Genomic DNA, 13,611 nt, shown 5'->3' on the forward strand with positions numbered 1-13,611 from the left:
CCGGCATTCCCGCCATCCCTGGCGGTCAGACGGCATTTCCCGAGCCCTCAGGGGGCGAGCTTGTCTCGCCGTGACGAACGGTTGCAACCTGACCGAACATCCAGTGAATGTTCGCAGCAGGCTGAAACGGTGAGTGTCATTTATCAGTGGCGTGTCGTGGGAGGCGGCTGTGTTGCCTCTGAGCTCCGTTCTAATTGGTATCAGTCGACGGGGTTCGGTGCTATCCGCGCGCCGTCGGCCAGCTCGGGGCCGGGATACAGCACCAGTTGCTGGCCTTCGCTCAATCCCGCCACTATCTGCGCCTGCCGGCCGTTGTCATACCCCACCTCCACCCGAGTTAGCCGGGCTCGGTTGCCTTGCACGACCAGAACCGCCCATTGTTCCCCTTCCCGAAACAGGGCGCTGGACGGCGCCATCAGCGCCCTGTCGTCTTGCCACACAATAATCCGCACTTCCACCCGATAGCCGTGGCCCAGGCCGCGGCGGGCTTCGGGCTCACCATCGAAGCGGATCAACACATTGACCCGCTGCTCTTCTACCCCCAGGGCGGAGAACTTGGTGAAACCGCGTGGCTCAACCCGCGCCACCACCCCGGCCAGCGGCTGTGGCCCGCCCCAATGGTCGATCAACACCCGGTTGCCGGGCGCCACCCGCACCGCCTCGGCAGAAGGCAGTTCGACCAGCACCTCCAGATCCCGTTCGGGATCGCCAATCTCCATGATCGCCGTGCCGGCGGCCACCACGGTTTCGCTCTGCACCAGCCGCTGCAACACCCGTCCCGACACCGGCGCCAGCAGCGGAACACCTGCCGCCATCTTACCGGGGTTTCCCTGCCCCAACTGCGCCCGGGCGGCGGCCAGCTCGGCCTGGCGCTGCACCACGGCGGCGTTGGCCGCCTTCAGCGTGGCGGTGGCCGCTTGGGCCGCCTGCCGAGCCTGATCCCGCACCGAGGCGGATACATGTCCCCGTCGATACAATTGCTGATTACGCAGCCACTCGGCATCGGCCAGTTGACTGGCGGCCTCGGCCCGGCCTACGTCGGCCCGGGCCGCATTCACCGCCGCCTCCGCCGCCTTTACCGCCGCCAACGCCCCTTCCCGGGCGCGGGCATCCAGCAGCGACACCGGTGCCGGCACCAGTCGGGCCAGCTCGGTTTCGCCCGCCGCCACCGCATCGCCCGCCTCCAGCGTCACCCGCAACAAGCGCCCGGCCACCGGTGCGCTCACCATATAGCGCTCACGCACCCGGGTGCGCGCCTCTTCATCGATGGTCACCATCATGCTGCCCCGCCGCACCAGGCCTGTGTCTACCGGAATAGGCCGGGGCCAGAAGGCATAGCCGAACAAGCCCGCCAGTAACAGCGTAACGACGAGCAAGATTCCCTTGCGTGACTGTCTCGATGCCATCTCGTTATTCTCGAATGTTGAGGGCCGCCACCAGATCCAGCCGTTGAATATCGCGCTGCACCCCGATACCGGACAGCAAGGCCGCCGCCAGCACCGCCAGTATTGCCTGACCATGGCTGGCGGGCACCAGATCGACCGGCACCTGATACAGGTCGGTACTGAAACCGACCGCCACCGCCAGTGACAGCCCGTATCCCAGCAAAGAACCCAGCGGCAGCGCCAGCAGGGTAAGCAGCCCCAGCTCGCCCAACAGCACAAAGCCCACCTCGGCTCGGGTCAAACCCAGGATCCGCAGGCCGGCCAGTTCCCGCGCCCGCTCGGCAAAGGCGATGCGCGCCCCGTTATAGACGATGCCGAAGGTAATGACCCCGGCAATGGCCGCCATCAGGTAACGGGTGGCTCCGGCACCGCTGTCCATCACCTTGCGAAAGGCTTCACGGCGCTCCTGTCGCAGGCTGACGCCTGCCACCACCGGCATCAGTTTCATCTTCTGGTACAGCTCGGTGCTACGGGTCGCGTCGATACGCAGATGGACGCCCGATACCCGCCCCGGCTCGCCCATCACGCGGTTCAACGCGTCCAATTGCATGAAGGCGGGGGCCCCCAGCAGGGTATCCGCCAGCCCCACCACCGGAATGTCCAGCACCGGACGGCGCCCTTCGCGCACCTCGACGCGCAGCATCTCGCCCGGCACGATCGACAGTTTACCGGCCAGTGCCCGCGCCAGAATGATGCCCTCGTCCGGCAGGATCAGCGGCTGACGTTGCCGATCCAGCGCCCGGTAAAGTTGAGGCTCGTTCACCAGGGCGGTAATGGCGCCGCGATAGTCATACCGGCCATGGCGCAGTATCACCGGCACCGACCGAAACGGCTCCAGCGCCAGCACCCCATCCAGCTGCCCCAGGGCGAACAGACTCCTGGCTCCCCGGGGCTCGGTAAAGCTGACCGTCGCATCGCTGCGGTCGATGTGGTTGAAATTGAGCGCCAGCGCACGATCGAAACCGCTCATCACGCTCAGCATGGCCACCGGCAGCGCCATGCCCAGACCGATGCCCAGCACCGTCAGCAACGCTCGCCCGGGCCGCCGCACCAGATTACGCAACACCATGCGGCTGGGTTGATCCAGCCAGCGGTTGAGCCGGGGGCCAAGATGCAGACCATGGCTGAAGTCCGGCGGTGCAGGGGGGCGCATGGCGGTGGCGGGCGCCAGTGCCAGCACCCGCCGTAACACCAGCAAGGCACCGGCGGTAGCGGCCAGCACGCTGATCGTCACCCCGATAATCAGGGCGGCCGGGTCGAGCCGAAACAGCAAATACGGGAATTTGTAATACAGCTGATAGAGGCCGCTCATGCTGCGTCCGGCCAACACGCCCAACCCAACCCCCACCAGGGCGCCGCCCAGGGCGATCACCAGCACAAACTTCAGATAGTGGGCCGCCACTTCGGCGCCGGTATGCCCGAAGGCCTTGAGCAGGCCTATTTGCTCGCGTTCCGCCTGCACCATGCGCGACAGCACCATGTACAGCAGAAAGGCGGCCACGCCCAGAAACACCGGCGGTACGGTACGGCTGGACACCCGAAGTCCGGCGATTTCCTCCTCGATAAAGCGGTTGGAGAGGTGATCGGCCAGGCCATAGGCACCCAGGGCACCATAGGGCGCCAGCAGCCGATCCAGGGCGGCAATCAGCTCTGCCTCGCGAGCGCCCCGGCTCCGGGTGATCAGTATCTCGTTGACGGCGCCGTCCAGATCGAAGGCCGCCGCCAGCACCGGTTCCTGCATCCAGATCACCGCGAAGCGGCCATCGTCGGGCACCAGCTCGCCCGGGGCCGTGGTGTACAGAAACTCCGGCGCCTGCACCAGCCCCGCTATGGTCAGGCGCTGGCGCCCGCCGTTGATGGTTGCCGGCATGGTATCGCCGGGTACCAGCCCGCGCGCCTGGGCGAAGCCATTCAGCAGCAGAATTTCGTCGCCCCGGGTTGGATCGGGCAGTCGCCCCGCCGATAACGCCAGCTGATTCAGCCGCACCGGCAACGACAACATGCGGGCACGTATCGGTGCCGCCACCCCCGGCAGATTGAGCAGGACGCCGCCATTGATGCGCCCTTCGGCCACCGCGACGCCATTCAGGGCCGCCACCTCGGCCAGCAGTCGGCGCGGCGCCCGCTTGACCGGCACGAAGATGTCCGCCAGCCGGTAGCGCTGATAATAACTGTGCCGGGTGTCACTCAGCGAATTGACCAGGCCGTCCATCATCACCAGCAGCATGACCCCCAGGGCGATGACCAGACCTATGGCCAGCGCCTGCCCCTTTACTCGCCACAGATCTCGCGCCAGCTTGCGATTCAGCATGCTTGTCATGGCGCTCCCCCTACCATTCGATGGCCTCGGCATCGAGCCGGTGGTCGTGCGTCACCACCTCGCGAATGCGACCATCGGCAAAGTGGATCACCCTGTGGGCCATGGCGGCGGTGGCCGCCGCATGGGTGACGATCAGTACCGTGGTGTCCAACTGCCGATTGACGTCCTGAAGAGCCCGCAGCACGCCACGGCCGGTGTGGCTGTCCAGCGCGCCGGTCGGCTCGTCGCAGAACAGCACGGTGGGCCGCTTGGCAATGGCGCGGGCGATGGCCACTCGCTGCTGCTCGCCGCCGGACAGCTGGGCGGGAAAATGATGGCCGCGATCGGCCAGCCCCATCAGCGCCAGCGCCTCGTCTGCCGCCATCGGCTCGGCGGCCAGCTCGGTCACCAGTTCCACGTTCTCGCGGGCGGTGAGGCTGGGCATCAGGTTGTAGGACTGAAACACAAAGCCGACATGATGGCGTCGATAACGGGTCAATTGCGCCTCGTTCATGGCGCTCAGCTCTCGCTCGAAAAACCACAACTGGCCGCCGCTGGCCCGATCCAGGCCGCCCAGCAGATTGAGCAGGGTCGACTTGCCGCTGCCGGACGGCCCCAGCAGCACCACCAGCTCACCGGACGGAATCTCCAGGTTTACTCCGCGCAGTGCATGCACCACAGCCGCCCCCTCACCATAGACCCGGGTGAGATCCCGAGTACGAAAGGCGGGCAGTCGAACATCCAGTGGTTTGCTCATCGGGCTACTCGTGCGTGGCGGCGGCGGTGTAACAAAAGCCTAAGTGCTATCCCGTTACGTCGCCAGAAGGTGCCGCCAGAACGCGCTAAGCTTGAATGGTTCCCACCCGACAAAGGTGGCCCCATCAACAACAGGAAACCTGTGCCATGTCTGCCTCACATTCGCTGATTGCCATGGAAATGGGCATCGATACCCACCAGGAGCCGGTGGTGTTCATGCGCGCCGACTGCGAGGTGTGTCGGGCCGAAGGCTTCAACGCCAATACCCGTATCCAGATCGGCTTTGAAGACAACACCCTCATCGCCACCCTCAACGTGGTCACCGAAAAGGTGCTGCCGCCGGACCATATCGGCTTCTCTCACATCGCCTGGCAACGCATGGCGCTGAAGGGAGGGGAGCGGGTGCAGATCAGTCATGCGCCCCTGCTCCATTCCATGAGCGCGGTACGCAAGAAAATCTACGGTCATACCCTGTCATCCCGGGAAATTCACGACATAGTGGCGGACATTACCGCCCACCGTTATTCGGACATGCAGATTGCCAGCTTTATCACCGCCGGGGTCGACTGTCTCAACACCCAGGAAATCATCGCCCTGACCCAGGCCATGGTGGCCAGCGGCAAGCGGCTGAGCTGGCCCGACACCCTGCAACTGGTCGACAAACACTGCATCGGCGGCGTGCCCGGCAACAGAACCACGCCCATAGTAGTGGCCATTGCCAGCGCCGCCGGGCTGATCATGCCCAAGACCTCGTCCCGGGCCATCACCTCCCCTTCGGGTACCGCCGATACCATGGAGGTATTGACCCGGGTGCGCCTGAGCCTGGAGCAGATTCAGCAAACGGTGCGCCAGGTCAATGCCTGCCTGGCTTGGGGCGGTGCCGTCAACCTCAGCCCCGCCGACGACATGCTGATCCGCATCGAGCACGCGCTGGACATCGACGGTGTCGGCCAGCTGGTGGCCTCGGTGCTGTCCAAGAAGCTGGCCGCCGGCTCCACTCATGCGCTGATCGATATTCCGGTGGGGCCCACCGCCAAGGTACGCAGCCAGCACGAAGCCAAACATCTGGCCGGACTGTTCGACACCGTTGGCCAGGCGCTGGGGCTCAAGATGCGTTGCCTGATCACCGACGGTGCCGAAGCCATCGGTTATGGCATAGGGCCAGCCCAGGAAGCGCAAGACATTCTTGCCGTACTCAACAACGAGCCCCAGGCTCCCGCCGATTTGCGCGAGCGAGCCTTGTTTCTTGCCGCCAATCTGCTGAATCTGGCGGGCAGCGGCACCCTGGAGGTCGCTCAGGCTCGGGCGCAAGATCTGCTGGCCTCTGGTCAGGCCTGGGAACAGTTCAAGCGCATTTGCGAGGCCCAGGGCGGAATGAAGCAAATTCCACAGGCCGCCCACCAGCTTGAGCTGGGGGCCCGACACAGCGGCACCCTGCTGGCCATGGATAACCGGCGCCTGTCGCGTCTGGCCAAGCTGGCCGGCGCTCCCATATCTCCGGCCGCCGGTCTGCGCCTGCATATCAAGCTGGGACAGGCGCTGGCGCAGGAACAGCCCTTGCTGACCCTGTATGCCGACAGCCGGGGCGAGCTGGACTATGCGGCGGCCTATTACGCCGACAATCACGATATGTTCATGATTGGAGAATCCTCATGACTCCTTTGCTGTTTGCTCTGGATGACCAGCATCCGCTGCGCGCTCCTCTGTGTCGGGAACTGCACGCCGACCCCGGTCGGCTGGAGCGACGCCGCTTTCCGGATGGCGAAAGCTACCTGCGCATTCACGCCGAGGTAAAAGACCGCCCGGTGTTGCTGCTGGCAGAGCTGTCCCACCCCGACGACAAGTTCCTGCCCCTGAGCTTTTTGTGCGACACCCTGAGAGAGCTGGGTGCCAGCCAGATTGGCCTGATCGCCCCCTATCTCTGTTACATGCGTCAGGACTGCCGCTTTCATCCCGGTGAGGCGATCACGTCGCGCACCTTCGCCCGGCTGCTGTCGCAGCAGGTCGACTGGCTGGTCACGGTGGATCCGCACCTGCATCGTTATCACCGCCTGGACGAAATCTATGAAGTGCCCAGTACCGTGGTGCAGGCCGCCCCCTTGCTGGCCGACTGGCTGGCCGGGCGGCAAGAGCCGCTGCTGCTGGTGGGGCCGGATGCCGAGAGCGAGCAATGGGTGGCCGATATTGCAGCCCGAAGCGGCCACGATTATGTGGTGGGCAGCAAGGTGCGCAGCGGCGACCGCGAGGTGACAGTCTGGCTGCCTGGCTTGTCCGCCTGGCACCAGCACACCGCGGTGATCATCGATGACGTGATCTCCAGCGGCCAGACGGTGCTGCGCTGCCTGCAGACATTGCGCGCCCAGGGGCTGAACAAGATCGACTGCGCCGCCATTCACGGCCTCTTTGCCGATCATATAGAGCAGCAGCTGATCGAAAACGGGCTGCGCCGGCTGATCACCACCAACGCCATTGCCCATGCTTCCAACGCCATCGATCTGAGCCCCCTGTTGCTGGCGCCCATCCGGGAGCGACTGAGCGCCTCATAGCCGCTCATTCATTCATCAAGTGGTGCCAATTAGAACTCATTTGTACACTCGATGGGCGAATGAGGGTGGCTTTCACAACCAACTCTGTTCTATCTTGTCTGCAGTTATTGCCCATTCACACTCTTCCTCATACAACTGGAGTACACGCATGTCCTGGACTTTAGAACAGCTGCACGGCCTGCTTTCCGGCCGCGAAGGCTGGCAATGCAAGCTCGAAGACGACTCCCTGTTGATCACCAATGCCGAGGGGCTGGAAGCCTATCTGGCAGTGGCCGGCGAACAAATCATCGTCGAAACCCTGCTGTTTCCCGCCACCCAGGTGACCGACAGCACCGCACTGAACGACACCATATTGCGTACCCATCAGCTGTTTCCGCTGACCACGGTCGCCATCAGCAAGATCAACGGTGACGACTATTACATCGCCTTCGGCTCGCTGGCTGCCGGCTCGAAGGAAGAAAGCGTGCAGATCGAAGTGGAAACCCTGTTCCGCAACACCGAAGCCTTTCTCGACCTGTATCAGGATCACCTGCAAGGAGTAACCGCATGAGCGTATGGAAAAAACTGGTGACCGCCATCAAGGGTGGCGCGACCGAAGCCGCCGAAGCCGTGGCCGACAGCCAGGCGCTGCGCATTCTGGAGCAGGAAATTCGTGAAGCCAAACAGGAGCTGCGCCGTTCCGATGAAGCCCTTACCGGCATCATGGCCAAGCGCAAGCTGGCCCAGCAGAAAGTGGATGCCATCGCGACCAGCATCAAGGAATACGAAGCCCACGCCCGCACCGCGATGACCAAAGACAACAAGGAGCTGGCGCTGGAATGTGCCCAGCGGGTGGCCGAGCTGAAAGGCGAGCAAGACGGCGAGCAAAGCTACGTCGAGCAGTTTTCTTCTTCCGAGCAGAGCCTGAAAAACAACATCAGCACCGCCAAGAGCCGGTTGCGCCAGCTGGAGCAACAGCTGGACGTGGTACAGGCCACCGAGAGCGTGCAAAAGGCCCAGTCGGCGGTGTCGTCCCGTCACAGCGGCGCCAACACCAAGATGAAAACCGCGGTGGAATCGCTGGATCGCATCAAGCAGAAGCAAACCCAGCGCCAGGCCGAGCTGGACGTGGCCGCCGAGCGTGCCGCCAGCGAGAGCGGCGATGCCCTGGAGCAGAAGTTGAAGTCCGCCGGCATTACCGGTAGCCAGTCTGCCGGCGCCGAGGATGAACTGGCCCGCATTCTGGGTAAATAAGATGTTCGACTGGCTGAAGAAGAAAATGCAGCCGCCGTCCGTTCAGGCCGAGCCGGCCCCGGAAATACTGGGGCTGCGGCTGGGCGGCGGCTTCGAGCTGGATGCACTCAAGCTGTCGCTGCTCGAGGGACAGGTCACCTTCGAAGGCGCGGCCAGCACCCAGTTCATCCAGGCGGTGGGCCGCATCATCCTCGATGAAAGCCATCAACTGCTGCGCTTCTACACCGACGACGACGGCTTTATACAGGTCTTGCTGGACGGCGGCACCTCCGACGACTGCGTGGCCGAGGTCAAGCTCTGGTATTTCTACCAGACTCGTCCGGTAGACGGCGATGCGGCCTGGAACCGGCTGCTCGACCGTGAGCTGGTGCAGCCGGAGTGGGATCTGGATGGTCAGATCTTCACCAAGGCCTGGGATAATACCCGGCCGGTGGCCATGACCGAAGCCACCTGGCTTCACGATGACAGCCGCAGCGAGACCGATCAGTTCGTGATGATCTACGAGCGGCCGCTGGCAGACACCGATGACGTGGAAGTGCTGATGGTGGCGGCGGAAGAAAAAATTCTGCATAACCGTGCCGAACGTAGCCTGATACTCGGCACCGGGGTCGATCTCAGCCCCACCGATTTCAAATTTATCAGCTAGCTGACCGAAGCCAATACCGTGACATGACAGACCGCTATCAGGAACCGATAAACAGACCCTCCACATCAGGGATGATGTGGCGGAGCCCCCAGGGATGGGTTTACGGCGTGTCTGTGTTCGGGCCTGATGGCGGTCGTGTACTCAGAACCGTTACTTAGCGTAAGGAAACCTATGGAAGCCTTAATTACCTCACTCTCGGGCCTCGGGCCCTTCTTGTTGTATTTTTCCCTGTCCATTCTGATGCTACTGCTATTCAAGTGGCTCTATGTGCTGGTCACCCCCTATGACGAATGGAAGCTGATCAAGGAAGACCAGAACCTGGCCGCCGCCATCGCCCTGGTAGGTGCCTTTGTCGGCTTCTCGCTGGCGGTCGCCAGCGCCGCCGCCAACTCGGTATCCTTGCTCGACTTTGCGGTCTGGGGCCTTATCGCCCTGGTGGCCCAGCTGCTGGCCTTTGCCCTGGTGCGACTGGTGTTTTTGCCCAAAATTGCCGCCCGCATCAACGACGGTCAGGTCTCTGCCGGCGCCGTGGTCGGCGGCCTGTCGATCGCCGTGGGGCTGCTCAACGCCGCCTGCATCACCTACTGAGGAGGCCTTATGAAACGCTCCAAACGTCAGCTGCTGAGCCGCATGGCGGATCGCATCGGCAAACCGGTGGGTGCCGCCATCGCCGGCTCGGTGATGCTCAGCGCCTGCGGCCAGAACGAAACCGAAGTGCAGGTTTATCAGTCGCAGGATGATTGCCGCAACAGCAACCCCGAACTGGCCGAACAATGCCGGGCCGCCTATCAGCAGGCACTGGCCGAGTCGGCAGAAACCGCGCCCAAGTACGACAGCCGCAACGATTGCGAAGCCGACTTCGGCGGCGGCAGTTGCACCCCCTATCAATATCAGGGTAACAACTGGTTCATGCCGGCGATGGCGGGCTTCATGTTCGGCCGCCTGCTGGACGGCAACCGCTACTCTCATACTCCCGTTTATACCTCCCGCAACCCCTACTCGCCCTATTATGGCCAGTGGAGCACCGCCAACGGCTACCGACTGGGCAAGGCCGGCTACGGCAAGCGAATATCGGTCGGCAAAGAGGCGCTGGCGCCCAAGCCCAAGGTGACCCGCACCATTTCCCGCGGCGGCTTCGGCTCGACCGCCCAGGCCAAGAGCAGCTGGAAAAGTAGCAAAAGTACTAGCCGCTCCCGAGGCTGGGGCGGCTGATGCTGCGAGTCAGCCACCGGGAACGCCCGCACTGGCGCACTCAGGCCGAACAGCTGGGGTTTGGTTTTCATACCATGTATGGCGAGCCCTACTGGGACGAAACCGCCTATTACCAGTTCACCCTGGCGCAAATAGAACGGGATATCGAAGATCCCACCGCCGAACTGCACCAGATGTGCCTGGAAGTGGTAGACAAGGTGGTGCGTGACGAACAATGGCTACGGCGTTTTTGCATCCCCGAGGCTCAATGGCAGGGAATATATGACTCCTGGCAGCGGCGCGATCCCAGCCTCTATTCCCGGCTGGATCTGGCCTATAACGGCCGGGGACCCGCCAAGCTGCTCGAAAACAACGCCGACACCCCCACCAGCCTGTTTGAAACCGCCTTCTGGCAATGGCTGTGGCTGGAAGACAACGTGGATGCCGGCCGGCTGCGCCGGGACGCGGATCAGTTCAACCTGCTGCAGGAACGGTTGGTGGCCCGTTTTGCGAGCATGGCAGCCCGTTATCCGGGCCAGCGGCTGCATTTTTCCTGCTGCAAGGAATCGATCGAAGACAGAGGCACGGTGCAGTATCTGGAAGACTGCGCTCAAGAGGCGGGGCTGGACACCGCCTTCGTGCATATCGAAGACATCGGTCTGGGTGAAGGCGGCTGGCTGACCGATACCGACAGCCATACCATCGACTGGATGTTCAAGCTGTATCCCTGGGAGTTCATGTTCCGGGAACAGTATGCGGACCACCTGGTGACCAGCCAGGTCAACTGGCTGGAGCCATTGTGGAAGTCGGTGCTGTCCAACAAGGCACTGCTGCCCCTGCTGTGGCAGCATTTTCCCGACCATCCCAACCTGTTGCCCGCCTATTTTGGCGACGACCCCAAACGCAGCGCATTGCAGGAATATGTGCAAAAGCCGCTGTTTTCCCGCGAGGGCGCCAACATCAGCGTGATGCGCCACGGCGAGCTGGTGGCGGAAGTGGACGGCCCCTACGGCGAGGAAGGCTATATCGTGCAGGCCTGGCATCCGCTGCCGAAATTCGGCGACAACCATGCCCTGATCGGCAGCTGGCTGGTGGATGATCAACCCGCCGGCATCGCGGTGCGCGAAGACCGCAGCCTGATCACCCAGGATCTGTCCCGCTATCTGCCCCACATCATTCTCGGTTAATACCGCTCATACCAAACAGCTTAAATAACTGATCTATTCGGTTACTCTGTAAAGGTCGGACAAAGGGCCCGCTCCGCCGACACGCCGTGAATCCTTCCCTGGAGGCTCCGCCGCGCCATCCTTGGCGCGGAGGGTCGGCGGAGCAGATCCCTTTATCCTACAAGATGCCAAGGAGTTGCCTGTTGGCATCGTCTACAGACAACTCGGTGCTCCAGAAGAGGCAACAGAGATCGACTACCACGACCGTGACATGCCATGGATGGCATGCCCGAGCTTACATGGATGTACTTGCAGCGTGTCGTGGGAGGCGACTGTGTTGCCTCTGGGGTACAGGGGCCTACAGCGTCAAAATACGCTGATATTCGCCGATTTCGACTCGATAAGAGGTGGTGCGCCGCAGCTGATCGCGCATCGCTTCCAGCGCTTCGGGCTCACCATGAATCAGCTGAATCTGTGTGTCGGCGGCCAGCGCCGACGCTTCCAGCCATTGCTGCAACTCCATGTAATCGGCGTGGCCCGACAGCCCGTGCAGCATCTCGATACGGACATGGTTGGGCACCCAGTCGCCGTGTATCTTGACCGCCTCCGCCCCCTGATACAGCTTGGCGCCCCGGGTTCCCGCTACCTGAAAACCGGTCAGTAACAGGGTGGTTCTGTGGTCGGACAGCAACCGCCTCATATGGTGAAGAATGCGCCCGCCGGTGACCATGCCGCTGCCGGCGATGATGATGTGGGGAGACGCTTCGTCGGCCAGCGCCTGAGAGTGCTCGACGCTGCGGGTATAGGTAATAGCCTGATTCATCTGCTGAAAATCGCCATGACTCAGCTTGTGCTGGTCGGCGAAGCGCGCATAGATACCGCTGACATCGATGGCCATGGGGCTGTCGAGAAACACCTTCATCTTAGGGATCCGTTCCTCGAGCATCAACCGGGTCAGCAGATACTGCATGGTCTGCGCCCGGCCTACGGCGAAGCTGGGGATCAGCATGACACCACCACCGGCCACGGTGTCGTTGACCAGTTCGGCCAGCTGGTCGAACGGGTTTACATCATGGTGGCGACGATCACCGTAGGTCGACTCCAGCAACAGTAAATCCAGCTCGGGCAGGGGTTGCGGGGGCCGCATGAACAGATCGTTCGGCCGCCCCACATCACCGGAAAAGCCGACCCGCTTGCCTTCGGCTTCTAGGATCAGGCTGCCGGCGCCGAGAATATGACCGGCAGGCTGCAAATGTACCCGTATCGAACCGATATCCAGCTTGTGGTCAAACTCCAGCGGTTTGAGCAATGACAGGCTCTTCTCGGCCGTTTTGCGATCATACAGGGGCTCGGGTCGTTCATGCTTACTCAACTTGTGATGCTCGTAGAACTTGGCGTCTTCTTCGTGAATATGGCCGCTATCCGGCAGCAAAATACCACACAGTTCCTGAGTAGCAGGATGGCAATAAACGGGCCCGCGATAACCTTGCCGGTACAGCACCGGAATATAGCCGGAATGATCCAGATGGGCGTGGGTCAGCACGATGGCATCGAGCTTGCGCATATCCAGCGGCAGCGGCTCCCGGTTGCGTTCGCGCAGCCATTTGTAGCCCTGATACAGACCGCAATCCACCAGGATTTGAGTATCGCCGCTGCTAACCAGAAATTTGGAGCCGGTGACCGTTTGGGTCGCGCCCAGAAAAGTAATCTTCATTCGGGTTCCCTCGTGTTACTGATGCCGAGTCGGGCAGGCAGTGTCAGCCTGTCGCCACCTTGTTCTATCAGTATTCACCAGTTTGCCAGCCTTTGCCGACAGCCCAGCCATCCAAACGCCATACCTGGTTGAAGCACACTAAGCTTGATGAGTTCCCCATCGATAAAGGAGTAACAAGATGAACGGCAATCCCGTGATATGGTTTGAACTCTATGTAGCGGATATGGCTCGGGCACGTAAATTCTACGAGGCAGTACTGAGCGTAACGCTGGAACAGGCAGAAGAAAGGGAGGCAGACTGGCCGGAAATGTGGATGTTTCCGGGCGAAGAAAAGAATAATGGCGCCTGCGGTGCCCTGGTGCAGATGAACGGCATGTCACCCGGAGGCGGCGGTACCCTGGTGTATTTTCGCTGCGATGACTGCGCCGAACTGGCCCACAAAGTCGTTGCCAACGGCGGCCAGCTGGCACGTGACAAATTCGCCATCGGCCCCTACGGCTTTATCGCCCTGGCCGTCGATACCGAAGGCAACATGATCGGCCTGCACTCCATGAAGTAGAAGCAGAAAAAAGACCGGAGTGGCAGTGTTTGCTGCTCCGGTCAAAGGGAGAGTAG

Annotated in this window: 13 protein-coding genes; 9 read left to right on the forward strand and 4 right to left on the reverse strand. The window is 62.3% G+C overall.

What is annotated here, in order from left to right; translation table 11 throughout:
• Positions 1 to 200: 200 nt before the first annotated feature.
• Genes ABD827_RS14080 through ABD827_RS14090 form a run of 3 tightly spaced genes read right to left on the reverse strand, consistent with a single transcriptional unit; the run spans position 201 to position 4,501 of the window.
• Complete coding sequence (locus ABD827_RS14080; protein ID WP_344965323.1) at positions 201 to 1,406, reverse strand: efflux RND transporter periplasmic adaptor subunit; 1,206 nt, start codon at positions 1,404 to 1,406, stop codon at positions 201 to 203.
• A 4-nt stretch (positions 1,407 to 1,410) separates the two neighbouring features.
• Positions 1,411 to 3,765, reverse strand: coding sequence for an FtsX-like permease family protein (locus ABD827_RS14085; protein ID WP_344965325.1), 2,355 nt, complete (start codon positions 3,763 to 3,765; stop codon positions 1,411 to 1,413).
• A gap of 10 nt (positions 3,766 to 3,775) precedes the next feature.
• Positions 3,776 to 4,501: an ABC transporter ATP-binding protein gene (locus tag ABD827_RS14090; RefSeq protein ID WP_344965327.1), complete on the reverse strand. Its 726-nt coding sequence runs from the start codon at positions 4,499 to 4,501 to the stop codon at positions 3,776 to 3,778.
• Between the two features lie 146 nt (positions 4,502 to 4,647).
• On the opposite strand from ABD827_RS14090, the gene ABD827_RS14095 reads away from it, so the two are divergent.
• The 8 genes from ABD827_RS14095 to ABD827_RS14130 all read left to right on the forward strand — a co-directional run bounded on the left by ABD827_RS14095 (position 4,648) and on the right by ABD827_RS14130 (position 11,303).
• Positions 4,648 to 6,156, forward strand: coding sequence for a thymidine phosphorylase family protein (locus tag ABD827_RS14095; protein ID WP_344965328.1), 1,509 nt, complete (start codon positions 4,648 to 4,650; stop codon positions 6,154 to 6,156).
• Complete coding sequence (locus ABD827_RS14100; protein ID WP_344965329.1) at positions 6,153 to 7,046, forward strand: ribose-phosphate pyrophosphokinase; 894 nt, start codon at positions 6,153 to 6,155, stop codon at positions 7,044 to 7,046. The genes ABD827_RS14095 and ABD827_RS14100 overlap by 4 nt, the downstream gene beginning before the upstream one ends.
• A 148-nt stretch (positions 7,047 to 7,194) precedes the next feature.
• A complete protein-coding gene (locus ABD827_RS14105) occupies positions 7,195 to 7,596 on the forward strand; it encodes a DUF2170 family protein (RefSeq protein ID WP_298716971.1) in 402 nt (133 codons plus the stop codon).
• The gene (locus ABD827_RS14110; RefSeq protein ID WP_344965330.1) at positions 7,593 to 8,279 is read left to right on the forward strand and encodes a PspA/IM30 family protein; all 687 of its coding nucleotides are present in this window, start codon (positions 7,593 to 7,595) and stop codon (positions 8,277 to 8,279) included. The genes ABD827_RS14105 and ABD827_RS14110 overlap by 4 nt, the downstream gene beginning before the upstream one ends.
• A 1-nt stretch (position 8,280) precedes the next feature.
• Positions 8,281 to 8,925 carry a YjfK family protein gene (locus ABD827_RS14115; RefSeq protein WP_344965331.1) on the forward strand — a complete coding sequence of 215 codons (645 nt, stop codon included), beginning with the start codon at positions 8,281 to 8,283 and terminating at the stop codon, positions 8,923 to 8,925.
• Between the two features lie 171 nt (positions 8,926 to 9,096).
• A complete protein-coding gene (locus tag ABD827_RS14120) occupies positions 9,097 to 9,513 on the forward strand; it encodes a DUF350 domain-containing protein (RefSeq protein ID WP_344965332.1) in 417 nt (138 codons plus the stop codon).
• Between the two features lie 9 nt (positions 9,514 to 9,522).
• Positions 9,523 to 10,137: a DUF1190 domain-containing protein gene (locus ABD827_RS14125; protein ID WP_298716983.1), complete on the forward strand. Its 615-nt coding sequence runs from the start codon at positions 9,523 to 9,525 to the stop codon at positions 10,135 to 10,137.
• A complete protein-coding gene (locus ABD827_RS14130) occupies positions 10,137 to 11,303 on the forward strand; it encodes a glutathionylspermidine synthase family protein (RefSeq protein ID WP_344965333.1) in 1,167 nt (388 codons plus the stop codon). The genes ABD827_RS14125 and ABD827_RS14130 overlap by 1 nt, the downstream gene beginning before the upstream one ends.
• Positions 11,304 to 11,640: 337 nt before the next feature.
• Here ABD827_RS14130 and ABD827_RS14135 read toward each other — a convergent pair whose 3' ends face one another.
• The gene (locus ABD827_RS14135) at positions 11,641 to 12,996 is read right to left on the reverse strand and encodes an MBL fold metallo-hydrolase (RefSeq protein ID WP_344965334.1); all 1,356 of its coding nucleotides are present in this window, start codon (positions 12,994 to 12,996) and stop codon (positions 11,641 to 11,643) included.
• A gap of 178 nt (positions 12,997 to 13,174) precedes the next feature.
• Between ABD827_RS14135 and ABD827_RS14140 the strand changes: the two genes are divergently transcribed.
• A complete protein-coding gene (locus ABD827_RS14140) occupies positions 13,175 to 13,555 on the forward strand; it encodes a VOC family protein (protein ID WP_298716992.1) in 381 nt (126 codons plus the stop codon).
• Positions 13,556 to 13,611: the final 56 nt, after the last annotated feature.

The organism is Oceanisphaera sediminis, from assembly GCF_039539745.1.
Lineage (GTDB): Bacteria > Pseudomonadota > Gammaproteobacteria > Enterobacterales > Aeromonadaceae > Oceanimonas > Oceanimonas sediminis.

Excerpts from the sequence above, each read along its gene's own strand:
- ABD827_RS14080 (WP_344965323.1), bottom strand. The coding sequence starts at position 1,406 with ATGGCATCGAGACAGTCACGCAAGGGAATCTTGCTCGTCGTTACGCTG.
- ABD827_RS14085 (WP_344965325.1), bottom strand. The coding sequence starts at position 3,765 with ATGACAAGCATGCTGAATCGCAAGCTGGCGCGAGATCTGTGGCGAGTA.
- ABD827_RS14090 (WP_344965327.1), bottom strand. The coding sequence starts at position 4,501 with ATGAGCAAACCACTGGATGTTCGACTGCCCGCCTTTCGTACTCGGGAT.
- ABD827_RS14095 (WP_344965328.1), top strand. The coding sequence starts at position 4,648 with ATGTCTGCCTCACATTCGCTGATTGCCATGGAAATGGGCATCGATACC.
- ABD827_RS14100 (WP_344965329.1), top strand. The coding sequence starts at position 6,153 with ATGACTCCTTTGCTGTTTGCTCTGGATGACCAGCATCCGCTGCGCGCT.
- ABD827_RS14105 (WP_298716971.1), top strand. The coding sequence starts at position 7,195 with ATGTCCTGGACTTTAGAACAGCTGCACGGCCTGCTTTCCGGCCGCGAA.
- ABD827_RS14110 (WP_344965330.1), top strand. The coding sequence starts at position 7,593 with ATGAGCGTATGGAAAAAACTGGTGACCGCCATCAAGGGTGGCGCGACC.
- ABD827_RS14115 (WP_344965331.1), top strand. The coding sequence starts at position 8,281 with ATGTTCGACTGGCTGAAGAAGAAAATGCAGCCGCCGTCCGTTCAGGCC.
- ABD827_RS14120 (WP_344965332.1), top strand. The coding sequence starts at position 9,097 with ATGGAAGCCTTAATTACCTCACTCTCGGGCCTCGGGCCCTTCTTGTTG.
- ABD827_RS14125 (WP_298716983.1), top strand. The coding sequence starts at position 9,523 with ATGAAACGCTCCAAACGTCAGCTGCTGAGCCGCATGGCGGATCGCATC.
- ABD827_RS14130 (WP_344965333.1), top strand. The coding sequence starts at position 10,137 with ATGCTGCGAGTCAGCCACCGGGAACGCCCGCACTGGCGCACTCAGGCC.
- ABD827_RS14135 (WP_344965334.1), bottom strand. The coding sequence starts at position 12,996 with ATGAAGATTACTTTTCTGGGCGCGACCCAAACGGTCACCGGCTCCAAA.
- ABD827_RS14140 (WP_298716992.1), top strand. The coding sequence starts at position 13,175 with ATGAACGGCAATCCCGTGATATGGTTTGAACTCTATGTAGCGGATATG.